Source organism: Agromyces sp. NPDC058136, from assembly GCF_042884375.1.
GTDB lineage: Bacteria > Actinomycetota > Actinomycetes > Actinomycetales > Microbacteriaceae > Agromyces.
On record NZ_JBHVUA010000003.1, the window covers coordinates 252,462 to 269,671 of the forward strand.

Here is a 17,210-nt window from a genome sequence, read left to right on the forward strand (position 1 = left end):
CGACTCAGAACGAACGGAACCACCCCATGATCCAGCTCAGCGAATTCCTTCCCCCCCGCCCCGAATCCTCCTGGAAGCTCATCCGGCAGGTGGGGGTCGACAACGTCGTCGGCGTGCTCAACGGCGGCGAGCAGGACCAGCGGATGTTCGCCTCGGTCGGCAGCGTCGGCTGGGAGATCGAGGACCGCGATGAGGTGCCGTGGAGCCTGGCGGCACTGCGTCACAACAAGGAGCTCTACGAGCAGTGGGGCTTCAAGCTGATCGCGACCGAGGACACCGCGCCCATGGACAAGATCCGCCTCGGTCAGGACGGCCGCGACGAGCAGATCGACCAGTTCATCGAGCAGGTCCGCGCGCTCGGCGGGCTCGGCGTGCCCACGATGGCCTACAACTGGATGGCCATCACCACGTGGGGTCGCACGGACACGGCGCTGCCCGACCGCGGAGGCGCGCTGGTGACCGGGTACAACCGTGCCGTGCAGCAGGCAAACCCCGCACTGCTGCCCGAGGGCGAGGTCACCGCCGAGGACATGTGGTCGGCCCTCGAGTACTTCTTGAAGGCCGTCGTCCCCGAGGCGGAGAAGGCCGGCGTCCGCCTCGCGATGCACCCGGATGACCCGCCTCAGAGCATGGACCGTGGCGTGCCGCGCATCATGAGCTCGGTGGCGAACTTCCGTCGGATGCTCGACATCGTGCCCTCCGACTACAACGGCACGACGTTCTGCCAGGGCAACTTCGCCCTCATGCCCGAGGTGCTCGCCGGGGAGACGAGCATCCCGGCGCTCATCCGCGAATTCGGCACGGCGAAGATCCCGTTCGTGCACTTCCGTGATGTGAAGGGCACGCCCGAGTCGTTCAGGGAGACGTTCCACGATGCGGGGCAGACCGATATGGCGGCCTGCGTCGAGGCCTATCACTCGATCGGCTTCGACGGGGCTATGCGGCCCGACCACGTGCCGACGCTCGAGGGGGAGTCGAACAGCGCGCCGGGATACGAGACGCTGGGGCGCCTGTTCGCCATCGGCTACATCCGCGGCCTCGAGCACTCCGCGTACGGACACCCCGCCGCGCGGAAGGCCTGACCCGTCGTGCCAGGGGACGACTGCGTCGGCACGCCGCGGCGGTTCGCCGCCGTGATCCGGCTGCGGCCCGAGAAGCAGGCGGAGTACCTCGCCCTGCACGCGGCCGCATGGCCCGAGGTGCTGCGACGGCTCACTGAGAGCAACATCCGCAACTACTCGATCTTCCTGCGCGACGGAATGCTCTTCTCCTACCTGGAGTACGTCGGCGGCGACTACGAGGCCGACTCGGCGGCGATCGCCGCCGATCCGGTCTCGCAGCGGTGGTGGGAGCTCACCGATCCGTGCCAGCAGCCGATCGAGTCGGTGGCGCCGGGCGAGCACTGGGCGGCGATGTCCGAGGTGTTCCACCTCGACTGAGGAGGGCGGCGAACGCCCGTGCACCCAAGAGGATGCCGCAACCTCAGGCGTCGAGTGCGCCTGACGCGAGCGACGCGTCCGCGTGCCGCGGCGGTCCGTCCTGGGGCGGGCCGCCGTGCACGAGGCGCCAGAACTCCTCCTCGCGCTCGTTCGGAACGTGCACGTCGGCCTCGTCGTCGCGCCGACGACCCCCGAACGTCCCCTGAACTGCGGCGCTGATCTTCGTAAACATGCTGCCTCCCGTCGAGGAGACGCACGCGGGCATGGATCATGACGCCTCTTCTGTCGAAAGAAGCCCTCCTCGGGACACAATCACGACATGAGAACTTCGACGGCAGCCGGTCTGGCGATCGCCGGGCTCTTCGTGTTCGCGGGCTGCGCGCCCGTCCCACCGGGTGGAGGCCCCTTCGGAGACGGCTCGCAGGCGGAGCGCGTGGTGAGAGGGATGCCCGAGGGGTGGACGGGGTCGGATCCCGACCTGCTCGACGGGACGCCGGTCGTCGGCTGGGTGAGCGACATCGAGTTCGGCGTGGTCACGATGGGCAGCAGCAGTTGCCCGGCGGTCGCGCGCGAGCTCGAGGTGCTCGGTGCAGACGAGGTGCAGGTCGAGTTCGGCGAGTCGCCCAACGACCCGTGCACGGCCGACATGGCGGCGACCACGCACGTGTTCGAGCTGCCGCCCGCGGTCGACGGGCGGCCGGTGACCGTCATCGTGCGGTTCGACGACTTCGAGTCGGAGTTCGCGCTCGAGCTCGAGTAGCGCCGACCCACGAGCGCACGGCTGTCGGGGAGCGCCCGGGCGGCGGGGTCGCTAGGGTTTCGTCATGGAGACGTCGTTCACGGTGCGGCCGGCCCGGCTCGACGACGTGCCGGCGATGGCGCGCGTGATCGTCCGCTCATGGCAGGAGACGTATCGGGGCATCATGCCTGATCGGGTGCTCGACGACCCCGGGCTCGTCGACTTCCGCGAGCGGTTCTGGACGGCGGCGCTCGTCGACGAGCGCTATCGCGCGAACCGCGTCGCCGTGGCAGTGATCGACGGCGCGGTGGTCGGCGTCGCGATGGCGGGCCCGCCCGAGTCGCCCGAGGCCGGGTGGGACGTGCATCTCTTCGTGATGTACGTGCTCGCGGCGCACCACGGATCCGGCGCGGGAGCGGTGCTGCTCGATGCGGTCGTCGACCCGGCTGAGGCCGCGGCACTCTGGGTCGCCGACCCGAATCCGCGCGCCCAGGCGTTCTACCGGAAGCACGGGTTCGCAGCAGACGGGACGGTGCAGGTCGACGACGGCGTGCGCGAGATCCGGATGGTGCGGAGTGCCGGGCGATCGGCGGAGCCGCGCACGGTGCCGGGCGACTGAGGGACGGGTCGCTCAGCCCGCCGGGTCGACGAGCTCGAACCGCTCGCAGAGCACTGGCATGTCGGGCGCGAACCCGCGCGGGTTCTCGGAGTGCTCGCGCCAGTAGCGCTCGTGGATGTCACGCCAGGCGCGGAGCGTGCGGTCGCCTTCGCCCTCGGAGCGGGCGTGCTCCTCGTCGACCTCGTCGAACGGCACGATCCGCACGCTCGTCGTGCGGATCACCGCTCGCGGCGCAGCTGCGCCGTCGAGGATGACGCTGAGATCGCCGGCCTCGGGCATCCGCTCCTCGGCCGCCTCGTAGTCCCAGACCGAGGAGGCGGTGCCGGTCTTGACGCCGGAGAGCACGAGCTCGAGCAGGTCGTCGGCGTGCTCGGGGGTCGCGCCGAACGCCCAGGCCTCGGGGATCTCGGCGGGCAGCGCCGGGATGCGGGTACTCACATCGCGCCAGTACGCGGGCAGCGCCTCGGGAGTCGTCATCCGGCCCCTCGCAGTCGTTCCAGAGCCGATGACGGGAATCGAACCCGCGCTATCTGCTTGGGAAGCAGAAGTTCTGCCATTGAACTACATCGGCATGCGGCATCCGAAAGGGTGCAGCAATGACCATCGTAGCAAGGGTCTCGATACGCTTTGCTACTCGACCGGCTGGTGGTCTCGATACGCTTCGCTACTCGACCGCCGGGAGCGCTCGGTAGGCTGGGCGCGTGCTTCTCTCGGATCGTGACATCAGGGCCGAAATCGACCAGCAACGCATCCGGCTCGAGCCGTCCGATCCGTCGATGCTGCAGCCGTCGTCGGTCGACGTGCGGCTCGACCGGTACTTCCGGCTGTTCGACAACCACAAGTACCCGTTCATCGACCCGGCCGAAGACCAGCCCGAGCTGACGCATCTCATCGAGGTGCAGCCGAATGAGGCGTTCATCCTGCATCCGGGCGAGTTCGTGCTCGCCTCGACGTTCGAGGCGGTCACCCTGCCCGACGACGTCGCTGCGCGTCTCGAGGGCAAGAGCTCGCTCGGCCGGCTCGGCCTGCTCACGCACTCGACCGCGGGCTTCATCGACCCGGGGTTCACGGGGCATGTCACCCTCGAGCTCTCGAACGTCGCGACGCTGCCGATCAAGCTGTGGCCGGGCATGAAGATCGGGCAGATGTGCTTCTTCCGCCTGTCGTCGCCGGCCGAGAAGCCGTACGGTTCGGCCGACTACTCGAGCCGCTACCAGGGGCAGCGTGGGCCGACGGCGTCGCGTTCCTTCCACAACTTCCACCGCTCCGACGTGAGCGTCACCGACGCCGGTTCGAAGGGCGAGTAGCCTCCGAGGGCGGCCCCTGGGCGTCTCGACCCCCACTTGCGCGCGATCCGCAAGGCATTGCCGATGCCGTCGCCCCGAGGTTCGATGGGGTGATCGAGCTGAGGAGGCCGATCATCGTGGACACCAGCACCATCATCTGGATCGTCGTCGGAATCGCCGTGGTCATCGCGATCCTGGTCATCGTCGTGATGGCCACCAACCGGCGGCGCCGGGAGGCGCAGGCCGAAGCCGGTCGGCGCAAGGCCGCAGAGCTGCGGCAGAGCGCAGCTGAGACGGATGCCGCTGCGCGTCAGCGCGACGCCGACGCGGCCCAGGCGGCGGCCGACGCGAAGCAGGCGCAGGCGGCAGCGGCCGAGGCCCGTCTCGAAGCCGACCGGCTCGACCGGGAGAGCGCCGAGCGGCAGTCCGCCGCTGAGGAGCTCCGCGCCGAGGCGGACGACCGCCTCAGGAAGGCCGATCGCGTCGACCCCGATGTCGAGGTCGACACGGACCGCGACCGGGTCGCCGATGCGACCGCGAGCAGCGAGCCCGCTCCCGCGGATCGGGTCGGCGACGACCGCCGGGTCGACGAGCGAGCGGCCGGCGAGCCGCTCGGCCGGCATTCGAGCGGGAGCGGCCAGGGTGACGGTCGCGTACGCTGAGGGCCCTCGATCCGGCTGATGCCGGTCGCATCGCTCAGGCCGGCGGGCCGACCCGAGCAGCGAGCTCAGCGTCGTCGGCACCGACCGTGCCGCCTGCGGCCGTCGGACCTGCGAGCACGGCGTCCGACGCGGTGAGGAAGTCGACCACCGCGTCGAGCGTCACGTCGGCGCGGAGCACGCGGTTGTGGCCGAGCCCCTCCGGCGCCACCAGGCGGGCGCCGGGGTTCACGGCGAGCAGCCGCTCCGACTCGGCGTAGGGCACGCGGCGGTCGCCGCGGTCGTGCACGAGCAGCAGCGCGGTCTCAGGTCGAAGGGGATGCCTCGCGGCCGAGTAGCGCTCGAAGGGGTCGCCGCCGCCCGGGAACAGCTTCGCCGAGAACCGCTCCGCGAGCGCGTCGCGGGTGGGGTCGTCGAGGCGGAGCATCTCGCCGAATCCCTCGATGAAGGCCCGCGGGTCGGCCGCACCGGCGATGCCGACCACCCGATGGGTGTCGAGCCCGTCGTGCGCGGCCATGAGCGCTGCCAGCGCACCGAAGGAGTGCCCGACGACCGCGTGGAATCGGCCGTGCCGCTGCTGCAGGCGCTCCATCGCGTCCAGGTGGTCGATGAGGTACGTGCCGCGACCCGGCGAGTCGCCGTTGGCCGGCCCGTCGAACGCGACGATGCGGAAGCCCTCGCTGCGCAGCTCGCGGATGAGCGGTGCGAAGACGCTCGCGCGCGACTGCCAGCCGTGGGCGAGCAGCACGACGTCGTCGCCCGTGCCCCACTCGTAGGTCACTACGTCGACGCCCCGGCGGTGCAGGCCGGGAATGCGCACGGTGCCGAGCCGAGCCGAGTCGTGGGTGGCGCGGTCGGCCGGCGCGACGGGGGTGCGCGGGCCGACGCGCATGAAGAGCGGGTAGGCCAGCGCGCCGCCGGCGCGCGGCGAGATCGACCCGGTCAGACGGACTCCTGCGGCGATGGCGGATACGGCGGACATCTCGGCTCCTCAAACAATACGAACGATCGTACTGCCACTATACGAACGATCGTGCGTAAAATACAAGACATGGAGCAATCTGACGGCCGACGCGCACGGGGCGACGCCTCACGACGCCTCGTGCTCGAGCGCGCCGTCGACCTCGCCTCGGTCGAAGGGCTCGACGGGCTCTCGATCGGGCGGCTCGCCGAGGCGGCCGAGGTGTCGAAGAGCGGGGTCGCGACGCTGTTCGGCAGCAAGGAGCGACTCCAGCTCGCCGCGGTCGATGCCGCCGTCGAGCGGTTCACCCGCGTCGTCATCGAGCCGGCGCGCATCGAGCCGCGGGGCGTGCGGCGCATCGTCGCCCTGGTCGATCGCTGGATCGCCTACTCGCGCGACCGCGTCTTCCCGGGTGGATGCTTCTTCGCCGCCGCGGCGGCCGAGTTCGACGCCAAGCCGGGGCCGGTGCGCGACGCGCTCGCACGGGCCCTCGCGAGCTGGAGCGGCTACCTCGGGGCGTCGTACGGTTACGCCGTCGCGCAGGGCGAGCTCGAGGGCGACCCCGCCCAGTTCGCCTTCGAGGCCACCGCGCTGCTCGACGCGGCCAACACCCGCTCGGTCATGAGCGGGTCGAGCGAACCGTACGTCTTCGCGCGACGCGCACTCGTCGCCCGGCTGGCCGCGGCGGGCGCCGACCCGGCCGTGCTCGAACCGCTCGCCGGAGTCGACGACCGAGTGCTCGCCTGAGCCGCCCGTCGGTCGAGGAGCGAGCGACGGAGGAGCACGCGTATCGAGACCGGTGAGCCGGTTTCGAGAGCGGCTCACCCGGTTTCGAGACGCGTCGCCGCTTCGCATCGGCGCTCCTCAACCAGCGGCCGGCAGCGCCGGCCCGGCTACTCGCCCTGGGGCGCGAGCGCCGCGACGAGCGGGTGATCGTACGCGAGCGCACCCGTCTTCGCCGCGCCGCCGGGCGAACCGAGCGGCGGCACGCCGCCCGGGGTCACCTCGAAGAACTCGACGTTGGCCTTGTAGTAGTCGGCCCACTCATCGGGCAGGTCGTCCTCGTAGTAGATCGCCTCGACCGGGCACACCGGCTCGCACGCACCGCAGTCGACGCACTCGTCGGGGTGGATGTAGAGCGAACGCTCACCCTCGTAGATGCAGTCGACCGGGCACTCGTCGATGCAGGCGCGGTCCTTCACATCGACGCAGGGCAGCGCGATGACGTACGTCACGACAGTGCGAGCGCGCCGTCGCGCGAGATCGACACCTGCTCCTCGCGGGGCACGACCTTCACGCGCTCGCGCACGACGCCCGCGTACTGCTCGGGCGCCTCGAACGACTCGCCGAGGCCGCGCTCGTGCGCGTCGAGGGCGAGCCAGCCCTGCCACGTCGTGTACTCGACGCCACGGGCTGCGAGCAGTTCGAAGATCTCCTCGCCGTCGGCCGCGTCGACCGCCGGCGCGGCGAGCACGCCGTTGTTCGCGTCCTCCACGAGGTTCGTGATCGTCTCGAGGGCGTCGCCCTTCGTGTGCCCGATGAGGCCGACGGGGCCGCGCTTGATCCAGCCGGTCGCATAGACGCCGGGAAGGGGCGAGCCCGTGGCATCCAGCACTCGACCGCCCTCGTTGGGGATGACCGCACCCTGCTCGTCGAACGGGACGTCGCGGATCGGCGACGAGGCGTAGCCGACGGCGCGGTACACGGCCTGCACGGGGTACTCGACGAACTCGCCGGTGCCCTCGACCGTGCCGTCGCCGACCGGACGCGTCAGCTCGAAGCGCATGCTCTCGACACGCCCGTCGCCCGTGATCTCGACGGGGGAGTGCAGGAAGTGCAGGTGCAGGCGGCGCGACGCCGTGCCGGCGCCCGTCGAACCGGGCCCCGTGCGCCAGCCGTTGAGGGTGCGGGTCATGACCTTGACCTGGTTGTTCGAGGCGTGCAGGGCCTCGGCGTGGGCGTCGCCCTCTGCACGTTCGAAGTCGGCGTCGTAGACGACGATGTCGACGTCGGGCACCTCGCCGAGCTCGCGCAGTTCGATGGGCGTGAACTTCACGTGCCCGGGGCCGCGACGGCCGAAGACGTGCACGTCGGTGACGGGGGAGGCCTCGAGCCCGGCGACCACGTTCGCCGGGACATCCGTCGAGAGCAGGTCCTTCGGGTGCTTCGCGAGCACGCGCGCCACGTCGAGCGCGACGTTGCCGTTGCCGATGACGGCGATCGACTGCGCCTCGAGCGGCCAGGTGCGCGGCACGTCGGGGTGGCCGTCGTACCAGGCGACGAAGTCGGCGGCGCCGTACGATCCGGGCAGCTCGATGCCGGGGATGTCCAGCGGGGCGTCGCGCAGCGCGCCGGTCGCGAAGATGACGGCGTCGTAGCGCTCGGTGAGGTCGTCGACGTCGAGATCGCGGCCGATCTCGACGTTGCCGATGAGACGGATGTCGCCGGCGTCGAGCATCTCGTGCAGCGAGTTGACGATGCCCTTGATGCGGGGGTGGTCGGGGGCGACGCCGTACCGGATCAGGCCGTACGGCGCAGGCAGCGACTCGAACAGGTCGATCGCGACCTCGCCGCCCTGCTCGGCGACCTGACGGCGGAGGATGTTGCCAGCGTAGATGCCGGCGGGGCCGGCGCCCACGATCGCGACGCGGAGGGAACGGGTCATTGCTGCGTTGCCTTTCGAGTTGTGCTGGGGGAGAGCGCCTCGGGCGCGTACGGGCTCAGGGTCACGACGTCGCCGACGACGACCACTGCGGGCGAGCGGATGCCACGGCGTGCCGCCTGCAGTGCGATCGAGTCGAGCGTGCCGATGGTGACGCGCTGGTTCTCGCCGTATCCATCTTCGACGATCGCGACTGGGCATTCGCCTCCGCGCTCGCCGCGGGCGAGGGTGATGGCCGAGTTCGCGAGGGTGCCGATGCCCATGAGGAGCACCACCGTGTGGTCGCGACCGCCGCCGAGCGAGCGGATCTGCTCGTGCCCGGTGACGACCGTGAACGTCGTCGCGAGGCCGCGATGGGTGAGCGGGATGCCCGCGATCGCCGGCACCGAGATCGCGCTCGTGATGCCCGGGACGACCTCGACCGCGATGCCCGCGTCGCGGCAGAAGGCGAGCTCCTCGCCGCCGCGCCCGAAGATGTACGGGTCGCCGCCCTTCAGCCGGACGACGCGCTTGCCCTCGCGGGCGAGGGTGACGAGCAGGGCGTTGATCGCGTCCTGCGGCACGGCGTGGTGGCCGGGGGACTTGCCCACGTCGACGACCTCGGCGCGCAGCTCGACGCCCTCCGCGGCGAGCCCGTCGAGCACGCCGCGGGCGCCGAGCCGGTCGGCGACGATCACGTCGGCGGCCTCGAGGGCGCGCAGCCCGCGGATCGTCAGCAGCCCGGGGTCGCCGGGGCCGGCCCCGACGAGCGCGACCGTGCCGGCGTTCATCGGGATGCTCCCTGCAGCAGGCCGCGGCGGCGGAGCATCCGGCGCTCGAGGGGCGCGAAGAACACGAGCTCGATGAGGATGCCGATGGCCAGGATCACGAGGATCGTCGCGAGCACCGCGGAGATGTCGGCGAGCTCGCGGCTCTGGTCGAGCATCGACCCGAGGCCGAAGCCGATCGTGCCGCCCATCGCGATGATCTCGGCCGCCATCAGCGAACGCCACGAGAACGCCCACCCCTGCTTGAGGCCGGCGACGTAGCCGGGAAGCGCGGCGGGGAGCACGACGAGCGTCGCGAGGCGTCCCGGTCCTGCGCCGAGCACCGTGCCCACCCGTCGCAGTTGCGGCGGGACCTGGTCGACGCCCGAGATCAGACCGTTCACGATCGACGGCACGGCACCCATCAGGACCACGAAGTAGACGGTCGCGTCGCTGAGCCCGAACCAGAGGATGGCGGCGGGCACCCATGCGACCGAGGGCAGCACCTGCAGGCCCGAGATGATCGGGCCGACCGCGCGACGCAGCGGCTGCACCTCCGCGAGCAGCAGGCCGAGGGGCGTGCCGACCACGACGGCGATGAGGAAGCCGAGGACGCCGCGCTCGAGGCTCGTCGCGACCGCGAGCTGGAGGCGTCCCGACTCCCACGCCTGGCCGAGGGCCGCGGCGACGTCGAGCGGGCCGGGCACGATGTCGGGGCGCGGCTGCGCGATCACGACGTAGAGCTGCCAGGCGACGAGCAGCGCGATGACGAAGAGGATGGGCGGCAGCACGCTGCGCGTGAAGACCTTCCACGGGCCGGGGCGCGCGTCGGCGTCGGTCTGCAGCCGGTCGAGACCGGCGGTGAGGGTCTGCAGGTCTTCGGGTTCGGGGGCGGTTGCCGGTTCGACGAGCTCGGGGAACGGCATCGAGCCCGCGGGCAGGTCGGCTTCTTCCGCTGGTCGAGGAGCGCCCGACGAAGGAGGACGCGTCTCGAGGCCCGGTGCGGTGGCCTCGGGAGCGGTTGCAGGGGCGGGTTGCGCGGTCTCGAGACGCGTCGACTCCGTCGGCGCTCCTCGACCGGCGGGGGTCGACTCCGTCGGCGCTCCTCGACCGGCGGGGGTCGACTCGGTCGGCGCTTCTCGACCCGCGAGGGTCTCGGTGTCATGCGGCATTGCGGCGGATCTCCTTCCGCAGTTCGGCGGTGATCTCGAGCGAGAGGGCCGCCACCTCGGGCGACTCGATGCGTCGCCCCTCGGTGTCGTCGATGCGCCATTCGCCCGCGACACGGCCGGGGCGGCTCGACAGGAGGATCACGCGCTGCCCCAGCCGCGCAGCTTCGCGGACATTGTGTGTGACGAAGACGATGGTGCGCCCGGTCTGGCGCCAGACCCGTTCGAGCTCCTCGTGCAGCAGGTCGCGCGTGATCGCGTCGAGTGCGGCGAAGGGCTCGTCCATGAGGAGGACGGGTCGGTCCTGCGCGAGTGCGCGGGCGAGGGCGACGCGCTGGCGCATGCCGCCCGAGAGTTCGTGGGGGCGCTTCGCCGAGGCATCCGCGAGGTTCACGACGTCGAGCAGCTCGAGCGCCTGGGCGCGCCGCTCGGTGCGCGCGACCCCGCGCAGACGCAGGGCGAGCTCGACGTTCTGCACGGCGGTGAGCCAGGGCATGAGCGCCGATTCCTGGAACATCACGGCCGAGCCCTCGGGCGGGGTCGTGATGGTGCCGGTCGTCGGGCGGTCGAGCCCGGCGATGAGGTTCAGCAGGGTCGATTTCCCGCAGCCCGACGCGCCGAGCAGGCAGACGAACTCACCCGCTGCGACGTCGAGGTTCACGTCGTCGAGCACGACCGGCCCGGCGCCGAAGCGCTTGCCGAGGTGTTCGATGCGGATGGCCGTCTGCCCGCTCATGCGACTACTCCTCGCCGAGGCCGCCCGCGGAGATCGGCTCCTCGCCGGCCTCCTCGCGCAGCGCGTTCAGGATGCGGAGGTCGAACAGCCCGTCGATCGAGCCGTCCTTCTGGGTGCCGGCCTCGAGACCGTTCGCGACGAGCGTCTCGAAGGTCTCGGCGTGCGGGTCGACCGAGAAGGTGACGTGCTCGAGCGCGCGGTCGATGACGGCGTCGTCGAGCGGCTTGCCCGTCTCGGCCTCGATGCCCGCGTTGATCACGCCGGCGGCCTCGTCGGGGTTGTCGGCGAGCCAGGCGACGGATGCCTCGTGCCCCTCGAGCAGCGCCTGCACCGTCTCGGGGTGCTCGGCGAGGAACTCGGCCCGCACGAGCAGCACCGTCGTCGGGAAAGCCCCGTCGTCCCACAGTTCGGCCTCGTCGACGAGCACGTGCGCGCCCGCGTCGACGATGAGCCGCGACACCCACGGCTCGGGCAGCCAGGCGCCGTCGAGCGCTCCCTGCTGGAACAGGGTGAGCGTCTGCGCGTTCTCGGTCGGCGTGATGTGCACGTCGCCGCCGCCCTGCGTGTCGGTCTCGAAGCCCTCGTCGGCGAGCCACGAGCGCAGCGCCACGTCCTGCGTGTTGCCGAGCTGCGGGGTCGCGAGCGTGGTGCCCTCGAGGTCTTCGGCCGAGTCGATGCCGTCGCGCACGACGAGCGCGGCACCGCCGGTGGCGGCGCCCGCGACGATGTGCGCCGACTGCCCGCCCGACTGGATGAAGGTGTTGATCGACGGGTTCGGCCCGATGTAGGTCGCGTCGATCGCGCCGGCCGAGAGCGCCTCGATCGCGGCGGGGCCGGCGTTGAACACCGAGGTCGTGAGCTCGGTGTCGCCGAGCGCGTCCTGGAGGAGGCCCTCCTCGAGGCCGACGATCGCGGGCGCGTGGGTGACGTTCGCGAAGTAACCGAGCCGCAGCTCGGCGGCGGGCGACGTCGACGCCTCGGGCTCGTCGTTCGGTGCGGCACCGGCGGCGGCGGAGCAACCGGCCAGCATCATGGCCGCCACTCCAAGTGCGGTGATCGTCAGGGTGTTTCTGGTGGTGCGGGTGGTGCTGTTCACGGTTGTCGCCTCCTTACGGATCGTTGGTGCTTACTGTTCGGTGATGCCGGCGGCCAGAGTGCGGCCGTCGGACGGATGGATGACGAGGAAGGAGCCGGCGTGCCGGTTCTCGCCATAGGGCTCGAGGGGGAGGTCGGCGGCGACGCGCAGCGTCGCCCTGCCGATGTCGTTCACCTCGAGCGAGTCGGCGGGCACGTGCTCGAGCGTGTCGAGGTCGCGCTTCGAATCGATGGATGCCACGAGCCCCTGCACGGTCGACGTGCCGTGCTTCACGAGGACCCGGGTTCCGGGGGTGAGGGCGCGCGGGTCGAGCTGGAAGAGCTCGGCCTCGATCTCGCGGCGCGCCTCGGGCAAGGTGCCCGTCGCCGCGATCACCGCGCCGCGGGCGGCGTCGATGTCGTCGGCGAGGCGCAGCGCGACCGACTGCGGTGCGACCGCTTCGTCGAGGGATGCCCCGGCCTGGTCGATGCCCGTGACGGTCGTCTCGATCCCGGCGGGGAACACGGTGACCCGGTCGCCGACACGCACCCGGCCGGAGCCGATGCGGCCCGCGAACGCGCGGTAGTCGCGGAACGTCTCCGCACGCTCGGGGTCGGCCGCGACGTCGGGGGCGAAGCCGCCCTGCGGGCGCAGCACGAGCTGCACGGCCAGACGGAACGGGTCGTACTCGGTGTCGAGCTCGTCGTGCGAGGGCAGCTGTTCGAGCAGCTCGAGCAGCGCCGGGCCGTCGTACCAGGGCGTGTTCGCCGAACGGTCGACGATGTTGTCGCCCTCGAGGGCCGAGACGGGCAGCACGTGCACCTCGCCGAGCCCGAGCTCGCCGGTGACGCGGCGCACCTCGGCGGCGACCCCGGCGAACGCCTGCTCGTCGTAGCCGAGGAGGTCGATCTTGTTGACCGCGACGATCACGTGCGGCACGCGCAGCAGCGCCACGACCGAGAGGTGGCGGCGGGTCTGCTCGAGCACGCCCTTGCGGGCGTCGATGAGCACGACGACGGCGTCGGCGGTCGTCGCACCCGTGACCATGTTGCGGGTGTACTGCACGTGGCCGGGGCAGTCGGCGAGGATGAAGCTGCGCGCGCCCGTGGAGAAGTACCGGTACGCGACGTCGATCGTGATGCCCTGCTCGCGCTCCGCGCGGAGGCCGTCGGTCAGGAGCGCGAAGTCGAAGCCCGTGCCCGCGCCGAAGCCGCGCTCGGCGGAGGTGCGTGCGACCGACTCGAGCTGGTCGGCGAGGATCGCCTTCGAGTCGTGCAGCAGGCGCCCGACGAGCGTCGACTTGCCGTCGTCGACGGAGCCCGCGGTCGCGAAGCGGAACAGCGTGGCCGGTTGAGTATGCCGCGAAGCAGCCGTATCGAAACCAGTGGTCTCGATACGCTCGCTGGCGCTCGCCACTCGACCGACGGTCGTGGTGGTCTCGGTCATCAGAAGTACCCGTCCTTCTTGCGATCCTCCATGGCGGCCTCCGAGATGCGGTCGTCGGCCCGGGTCGCGCCGCGCTCGGTCAGGGTCGACTGCGCGACCTCGCGCACGACGGCCGCCACCTCCGTGGCATCCGATTCGACGGCGCCGGTGCAGCTCATGTCGCCGACCGTGCGATACCTGACGGTGCGCAGCTCGACGTGCTCGTCGGGCCGCGGCTGCGACACCTCGCCGACCGCGCGCCACATGCCGTCGCGGCGGAACACCTCGCGCTCGTGCGCGAAGTACAGCGGCGGGAGTTCGATGCCCTCGCGCTCGATGTAGCTCCACACGTCGAGCTCGGTCCAGTTCGAGATCGGGAACGCCCGCACGTGCTGGCCGGGCGTGTGGCGGCCGTTGTACAGGCTCCACAGCTCGGGGCGCTGGTTGCGCGGGTCCCACTGGCCGAACTCGTCGCGCAGCGAGATGATGCGCTCCTTGGCACGCGCCTTGTCCTCGTCGCGGCGGGCGCCGCCGAAGACGGCGTCGTGCCGGCCTGCGGCGATCGCGTCGAGCAGGGGCTGCGTCTGCAGCGGGTTCCGGGTGCCGTCGGCTCGCTCCTGCAGGCGGCCGTCGTCGAGGTAGCGCTGCACCTCGGCGATCTCGAGCCGCAGGCCGAGCCGCTCGACGGTCGCGTCGCGGAACGCGAGCACCTCGGGGAAGTTGTGACCCGTGTCGACGTGCAGCACCGGGAAGGGCACGCGGCCCGGCCAGAACGCCTTCGCCGCGAGGTGCAGCACCACGACCGAGTCCTTGCCGCCCGAGAACAGCAGCACGGGCCGCTCGAACTCGGCGACGACCTCGCGGATGATGTGGATCGCCTCGGCCTCGAGGAGGTCGAGCGTGTCGAGCCCCGTCGTCGGTTGAGGAGCGCCCGACGAAGTCGGACGCGTCTCGAAACCCCGCGAGACGGTCTCGAGACCCTCGGTGGTCTCGAGACGCGTCGACTGCGTCGGCGCTCCTCGACCAGCGGTGACAGTCGTGGTCTCGGTCATAGGTGCAACCCGCATTCGGTCTTGTCGAGACCGGCCCAGCGGCCGGATCGGGGGTCGGCGCCCGCGGCGACGGGCTTCGTGCACGGTTCGCAGCCGATCGAGGGGTAGCCCTCGGAGAGCAGCGGGTTCACGGTGACGCCGAACGCGCCGGCGTAGTCGATGAGGTCGTCGAAGCTCCACGCGGCGAGCGGATTGACCTTCACGAGGCCGTTGCGCTCGTCCCACGCGACGAGCGGCGTGTTCGTGCGTGTGGGGGCCTCGTCGCGGCGCACGCCCGTGAACCAGAGTTCGTATCCGGACAGCGATCGCTGCAGGGGCTCGACCTTCCGCATCGCGCAGCACGCGGCCGCGTCGCGGGCGAAGAGGTCCTTGCCGTACTTCGCATCCTGCTCGGCGACGGTGAGCTCGGGCAGCACGTCGACGATGCGCACGTCGAGTTCGGCGGCCACGCGGTCGCGCGTCTCGTGTGTCTTCTGGAAGTGGTAGCCCGTCTCGAGGAAGAGCACGTCGACGCCGGGCAGCGACTGCGCGACGACATGGGGGAGCACGGCGTCGGCCATGGAGCAGGCGACCGCCGCGGCATCGACCGAGAAGTTCCGCGCCACCCAGGCGACGACCTCGTACGCGGATGCCTCGCCGTCGGCCAGGCTCCGGAGCTCCGCGTTGCCGGCCTCGGCGAGGGCCTTCAGCGTGGCGGCATCCCGCTTCGCCGGTCGAAGAGCGCCCGACGAAGTCGGACTTCCCGTTGGTTGAGGAGCGCCCGACGGAGTCGGACGCGTCTCGAAACCACGCGAGACGATCTCGACACCCTGAGCGGTCTCGAGACGCGTCGGCTCCGCCGGCGCTCCTCGACCAGCGGTGGTGGCGCCGAGGTTGCGGGCGCTCATCGCAGCTCGTCCTCGTCGGCGCGGTGGGCCCACTCGGCGAAGGTCTCGTCGGCCGCGGCATCCCGCTGCTCGAGGAATCGGCGCACGACGGTCTCGACGTAGTCGGCGAGGCCGTCGGCGGTGACCTTGAGCCCGCGCACCGTACGGCCGGTGCCGGCCTCCTCGCGCGTGGCCGAGGCGAGCCCGCCGCCGAGATGCACCTGGAACCCGGGCGTCTGGCCGCCGTCGCCGTCGGGCAGCAGCTGACCCTTGAGGCCGATGTCGGCGGTCTGGATGCGGGCGCACGAGTTCGGGCAGCCGTTGACGTGCAGGCTGATCGGGTGCGGGAGGTCGATGCCCGCGAGACGCTCCTCCAGCGCGATGACGGCCTCGGTCGCGGTCTGCTTCGTCTCGACGATCGCGAGCTTGCAGAACTCGATGCCGGTGCAGGCGATCGTGCCGCGGCGGAAGAGGCTCGGGCGGGCCTGCAGGCCGAGCTCGTCGAGTTCTGCGACGACCTGCTCGACGTGCGCCTCCTCGATGTCGAGCAGCACGAGCTTCTGGTGCGGCGTCGTGCGGAGGCGACCCGAGCCGACGCGTTCGAGCAGCTCGGCCAGCCGGGTGAGGGTCGTTCCCGAGATGCGCCCGACGAAGGGCGTCACGCCGATGTAGAAGCGACCGTCGTGCTGGCGGTGCACGCCGACGTGGTCGCCCTGCGTGAGCGGCTTCGGAGCTGCGGGGCCGTCGGGCAGCGGGGCATCCAGGTACTCGGTCTCGAGCACCTGACGGAACTTCTCGGAACCCCAGTCGGCGACGAGGAACTTCAGGCGCGCCCGGTTGCGCAGGCGCCGGTAGCCGTAGTCGCGGAAGATCGCGGTGACGCCGTACCAGACGTCGGCGACCCGCTCGGGGGCGACCCATGCGCCGAGTCGCACCGCGAGGTGCGCGTTCGTCGACAGGCCGCCGCCCACCCACACGTCGTAGCCGATGCCGAGCTCGGGGTGGTCGACCGCGACGAACGCGACGTCGTTGATCTCGTGCACGACGTCCTGGCTCGGGTGGCCGGTGATCGCCGACTTGAACTTGCGCGGCAGGTTGGCGAGCTCGGGGTCGCCGATGTACTTCTCCTGGATCTCGAAGATCTGCGGCGTCGGGTCGATGAGCTCGTCGGCCGCGATGCCGGCGACGGGCGAACCGAGGATGACGCGGGGCACGTCGCCGCACGCCTCGGTCGTCGAGAGGTCGACGGCCTCGAGACGGCGCCAGATCTCGGGCACGTCCTCGACGCGGATCCAGTGGAGCTGGATGTTCTGCCGGTCGGTGAGGTCGGCGGTGTCGCGCGCGAACTCGGTCGAGATGCCCCCGATGACGCGGAGCTGCTCGGTCGAGAGCTGGCCGCCGTCGATGCGCACGCGGAGCATGAAGAACTCGTCCTCGAGCTCGTGCGGTTCGAGCGTCGCGGTCTTGCCGCCGTCGATGCCGGGCTTCCGCTGCGTGTAGAGGCCCCACCAGCGGAAGCGGCCGTGCAGGTCGGTGCCGTCGATCGACGCGAAGCCGCCCTTGGCGTAGATCGTCTCGATGCGCTCGCGCACCGCGAGGCCGCCGTCCTCCTGCTTCCACTGCTCGTTGGCGTTGAGGGGTTCGGTGCCGTCGACCTTCCACTGCCCGTTGGGGCGGTTCGAGGTCGGACGGGCGGGGCGCGCAGGGCGCTCGCCGCGCGTTTCTGCGCGGGCCGGGCGCTCTGCGCGCACCGTTTCGCTCAGCGTCACGAGGGCC

At 71.3% G+C, this 17,210-nt stretch carries 20 protein-coding genes and 1 tRNA gene; 7 read left to right on the forward strand and 14 right to left on the reverse strand.

Annotated elements, in window-relative coordinates:
- The first annotated feature begins 26 nt into the window (after positions 1–26).
- Both ACFVTX_RS10630 and ACFVTX_RS10635 read left to right on the forward strand, forming a co-directional pair.
- Positions 27–1,082 carry a mannonate dehydratase gene (locus ACFVTX_RS10630; protein ID WP_386899825.1) on the forward strand — a complete coding sequence of 352 codons (1,056 nt, stop codon included), beginning with the start codon at positions 27–29 and terminating at the stop codon, positions 1,080–1,082.
- Positions 1,083–1,088: 6 nt separating this feature from the next.
- A complete protein-coding gene (locus ACFVTX_RS10635; RefSeq protein WP_386899827.1) occupies positions 1,089–1,439 on the forward strand; it encodes an L-rhamnose mutarotase in 351 nt (116 codons plus the stop codon).
- A gap of 43 nt (positions 1,440–1,482) precedes the next feature.
- On the opposite strand, the gene ACFVTX_RS10640 is transcribed toward ACFVTX_RS10635, so the two are convergent.
- Positions 1,483–1,671 carry a hypothetical protein gene (locus ACFVTX_RS10640; RefSeq protein ID WP_386899829.1) on the reverse strand — a complete coding sequence of 63 codons (189 nt, stop codon included), beginning with the start codon at positions 1,669–1,671 and terminating at the stop codon, positions 1,483–1,485.
- An 87-nt stretch (positions 1,672–1,758) separates the two neighbouring features.
- Between ACFVTX_RS10640 and ACFVTX_RS10645 the strand changes: the two genes are divergently transcribed.
- Complete coding sequence (locus tag ACFVTX_RS10645) at positions 1,759–2,199, forward strand: hypothetical protein (RefSeq protein ID WP_386899831.1); 441 nt, start codon at positions 1,759–1,761, stop codon at positions 2,197–2,199.
- A gap of 64 nt (positions 2,200–2,263) precedes the next feature.
- Positions 2,264–2,797: a GNAT family N-acetyltransferase gene (locus ACFVTX_RS10650; protein WP_386899833.1), complete on the forward strand. Its 534-nt coding sequence runs from the start codon at positions 2,264–2,266 to the stop codon at positions 2,795–2,797.
- 12 nt (positions 2,798–2,809) lie between these two features.
- Here ACFVTX_RS10650 and ACFVTX_RS10655 read toward each other — a convergent pair whose 3' ends face one another.
- Both ACFVTX_RS10655 and ACFVTX_RS10660 read right to left on the reverse strand, forming a co-directional pair.
- Positions 2,810–3,274 (reverse strand): ASCH domain-containing protein, encoded by a 465-nt coding sequence (locus tag ACFVTX_RS10655; protein WP_386899835.1) that lies wholly within the window; start codon positions 3,272–3,274, stop codon positions 2,810–2,812.
- 23 nt (positions 3,275–3,297) lie between these two features.
- A tRNA-Gly gene (locus ACFVTX_RS10660) sits at positions 3,298–3,368 on the reverse strand.
- Between the two features lie 130 nt (positions 3,369–3,498).
- Here ACFVTX_RS10660 and dcd point away from each other — a divergent pair.
- Positions 3,499–4,104 carry a dCTP deaminase gene (gene dcd / locus ACFVTX_RS10665; protein ID WP_386899837.1) on the forward strand — a complete coding sequence of 202 codons (606 nt, stop codon included), beginning with the start codon at positions 3,499–3,501 and terminating at the stop codon, positions 4,102–4,104.
- A 116-nt stretch (positions 4,105–4,220) separates the two neighbouring features.
- Positions 4,221–4,745, forward strand: coding sequence for a hypothetical protein (locus tag ACFVTX_RS10670; protein ID WP_386899839.1), 525 nt, complete (start codon positions 4,221–4,223; stop codon positions 4,743–4,745).
- Between the two features lie 34 nt (positions 4,746–4,779).
- Here the strand turns inward: ACFVTX_RS10670 and ACFVTX_RS10675 are convergent, their stop codons facing one another.
- Complete coding sequence (locus ACFVTX_RS10675) at positions 4,780–5,724, reverse strand: alpha/beta fold hydrolase (RefSeq protein WP_386899841.1); 945 nt, start codon at positions 5,722–5,724, stop codon at positions 4,780–4,782.
- A gap of 69 nt (positions 5,725–5,793) precedes the next feature.
- Here ACFVTX_RS10675 and ACFVTX_RS10680 point away from each other — a divergent pair, with 69 nt between their 5' ends.
- A complete protein-coding gene (locus tag ACFVTX_RS10680) occupies positions 5,794–6,450 on the forward strand; it encodes a TetR/AcrR family transcriptional regulator (protein WP_386899843.1) in 657 nt (218 codons plus the stop codon).
- A gap of 146 nt (positions 6,451–6,596) precedes the next feature.
- Here the strand turns inward: ACFVTX_RS10680 and fdxA are convergent, their stop codons facing one another.
- From fdxA to ACFVTX_RS10730, 10 genes are all read right to left on the reverse strand, one after another.
- The gene (gene fdxA, locus ACFVTX_RS10685) at positions 6,597–6,938 is read right to left on the reverse strand and encodes a ferredoxin (protein ID WP_157423705.1); all 342 of its coding nucleotides are present in this window, start codon (positions 6,936–6,938) and stop codon (positions 6,597–6,599) included.
- Complete coding sequence (locus ACFVTX_RS10690; protein ID WP_386899845.1) at positions 6,935–8,368, reverse strand: FAD-dependent oxidoreductase; 1,434 nt, start codon at positions 8,366–8,368, stop codon at positions 6,935–6,937. The genes fdxA and ACFVTX_RS10690 overlap by 4 nt, the downstream gene beginning before the upstream one ends.
- On the reverse strand, positions 8,365–9,135 hold the full coding sequence (cobA, locus tag ACFVTX_RS10695; protein WP_386899847.1) for a uroporphyrinogen-III C-methyltransferase: 771 nt from the start codon (positions 9,133–9,135) through the stop codon (positions 8,365–8,367). Before cobA ends, ACFVTX_RS10690 begins: the two co-directional genes overlap by 4 nt.
- Positions 9,132–10,037 (reverse strand): ABC transporter permease, encoded by a 906-nt coding sequence (locus tag ACFVTX_RS10700; RefSeq protein ID WP_386900391.1) that lies wholly within the window; start codon positions 10,035–10,037, stop codon positions 9,132–9,134. The genes cobA and ACFVTX_RS10700 overlap by 4 nt, the downstream gene beginning before the upstream one ends.
- A gap of 235 nt (positions 10,038–10,272) precedes the next feature.
- Positions 10,273–11,016, reverse strand: coding sequence for an ABC transporter ATP-binding protein (locus tag ACFVTX_RS10705; protein ID WP_386899849.1), 744 nt, complete (start codon positions 11,014–11,016; stop codon positions 10,273–10,275).
- 4 nt (positions 11,017–11,020) lie between these two features.
- Positions 11,021–12,112: an ABC transporter substrate-binding protein gene (locus ACFVTX_RS10710; RefSeq protein ID WP_386899851.1), complete on the reverse strand. Its 1,092-nt coding sequence runs from the start codon at positions 12,110–12,112 to the stop codon at positions 11,021–11,023.
- A 30-nt stretch (positions 12,113–12,142) separates the two neighbouring features.
- Positions 12,143–13,537 (reverse strand): sulfate adenylyltransferase subunit 1, encoded by a 1,395-nt coding sequence (locus ACFVTX_RS10715; RefSeq protein ID WP_386899854.1) that lies wholly within the window; start codon positions 13,535–13,537, stop codon positions 12,143–12,145.
- Complete coding sequence (cysD, locus tag ACFVTX_RS10720; protein WP_386899856.1) at positions 13,537–14,568, reverse strand: sulfate adenylyltransferase subunit CysD; 1,032 nt, start codon at positions 14,566–14,568, stop codon at positions 13,537–13,539. Before cysD ends, ACFVTX_RS10715 begins: the two co-directional genes overlap by 1 nt.
- Positions 14,565–15,455: a phosphoadenylyl-sulfate reductase gene (locus ACFVTX_RS10725; protein WP_386899858.1), complete on the reverse strand. Its 891-nt coding sequence runs from the start codon at positions 15,453–15,455 to the stop codon at positions 14,565–14,567. Before ACFVTX_RS10725 ends, cysD begins: the two co-directional genes overlap by 4 nt.
- The gene (locus ACFVTX_RS10730) at positions 15,452–17,197 is read right to left on the reverse strand and encodes a nitrite/sulfite reductase (protein ID WP_386900393.1); all 1,746 of its coding nucleotides are present in this window, start codon (positions 17,195–17,197) and stop codon (positions 15,452–15,454) included. Before ACFVTX_RS10730 ends, ACFVTX_RS10725 begins: the two co-directional genes overlap by 4 nt.
- Positions 17,198–17,210 lie beyond the last annotated feature (13 nt).